At 63.8% G+C, this 1,819-nt stretch carries 2 protein-coding genes; both read left to right on the top strand.

From position 1 onward, the window contains the following. Positions 1 to 980, top strand: a 980-nt coding sequence (locus I5W_RS17310) for a malate dehydrogenase (protein WP_044530150.1), incomplete at its 5' end; no start/stop codon positions are given. Between the two features lie 127 nt (positions 981 to 1,107). Further along, a partial coding sequence (locus I5W_RS17305; protein WP_044530149.1) for an HpcH/HpaI aldolase/citrate lyase family protein occupies positions 1,108 to 1,819 on the top strand: 712 nt, incomplete at its 3' end.

Raw genomic sequence — 1,819 nt, 5'->3', positions numbered from 1 at the left:
GCCCCATGCGTGTTGCCGTCACCGGCGCCGCCGGTCAGATCGGTTACTCCCTGCTGTTCCGCATCGCCAATGGCGATCTGCTGGGCAAAGACCAGCCGGTCATCCTGCAACTGCTGGAAATCCCCGATGAAAAGGCACAGAAGGCCTTGAAGGGCGTCATCATGGAAATCGATGACTGTGCCTTCCCCCTGCTGGCTGGCGTGACCGCCCACAGCGATCCGATGACCGCATTCAAGGATGCCGACATCGCCCTCTTGGTGGGTGCCCGTCCCCGTGGCCCCGGCATGGAACGCAAGGACCTGCTGGAAGCCAATGCCCAGATCTTCACCGTGCAAGGCAAGGCACTGGACGCCGTGGCTTCGCGCAACGTCAAGGTGCTGGTGGTCGGCAACCCGGCCAACACCAACGCCTACATCGCCATGAAGTCGGCCCCCAACCTGCCGGCCAAGAACTTCACCGCCATGCTGCGCCTGGACCACAACCGCGCCCTGTCGCAAGTGGCTGCCAAGATCGGCAAGCCGGTCTCGGCCATCGAAAAGCTGTGCGTGTGGGGCAACCACTCGCCCACCATGTACGCCGACTACCGCTTCGCGACCGCTGATGGCGCTTCCGTGAAGGACACCATCAACGATCAGGAATGGAACAAGAACGTGTTCCTGCCCACCGTCGGCAAGCGCGGCGCCGCCATCATCGAAGCCCGTGGCCTGTCCTCGGCCGCTTCGGCCGCCAACGCCGCCATCGACCACGTGCGTGACTGGGTGCTGGGCACCAACGGCAAGTGGACCACCATGGGCATCCCCTCCGACGGTTCCTACGGCATCCCCGAAGGCACCATGTTCGGCTTCCCGGTGACCACCGAAAATGGCGAGTACAAGATCGTCCAGGGTCTGGAAATCGATGAGTTCTCGCAAGAGCGCATCAACATCACCCTCAAGGAACTGATGGAAGAGCGTGAAGGCGTCAAGCACCTGGTCGGCTGATTATTGACCATGTGAGGTTGGTGCGGCAGCAGTCTGCTGCTGCCGCACCAGCCGTATGACGTATTACGCATGACCTATTGCGACCTCAATCGATTCGACAACCCCTACCCCAATCCATTACGCAGCAATGCATCCGTCCCAGGTCTTGTTCCCAGGTGTCCAGCAGCCGGTTTCGCTTCCGGTATGCGATCACTACGCCGGCTCCGAAAAGCTGATGCGCAAGTCGATGGCCCTGCAGCAGGAACTCGGCCCCTTGTTCGACATCACCTTCGACTGCGAAGATGGCGCTGCCGCCGGCAATGAAGCCGCGCACGCCGAACTGGTCGCCGCGCTCATCGCCAGCCCCGACAACCTCCACCGCCGCATTGGCGCGCGCGTGCATGACGTGGGCCATGCGCATTTCGAGCAGGACGTGGCCACCATCTGCGGCGCCGCTGCGCGCGAGCTGGCCTACGTGATGTTGCCCAAGCCGGAAGGCGTCGAGGATGTGCTGCGCGCCCTGGAGAGCATCAACCGTGCCGCCCGCGCCGCCGGTCGCAGCGACCTGCCGGTGCAGGTGCTCATCGAAACCCATGGCGCACTGGCCGATGCCAACAAGATCGCCGCGCTGCCCCAGGTGCAGTCGCTGTCCTTCGGCGTGATGGATTTCGTTTCGGCCCACTACGGTGCCATTCCCGGCAGCGCCATGCGCTCGCCCGGACAGTTCGACCATCCGCTGGTGCGACGCGCCAAGCTGGAGATTGCCGCTGCCTGCCATGCGCACGGCAAGGTGCCCTCGCACAATGTGAGCACCGACATCAAGAATCCCACCGCCGTGGCCGACGATGCGCGCCGCGCGG

The organism is Herbaspirillum sp. B65 (genome assembly GCF_000333555.1).
In the GTDB taxonomy this organism is placed as follows: Bacteria; Pseudomonadota; Gammaproteobacteria; order Burkholderiales; family Burkholderiaceae_D; genus Herbaspirillum; species Herbaspirillum rubrisubalbicans.
This window is presented reverse-complemented; position numbering and strand designations above follow the sequence as displayed.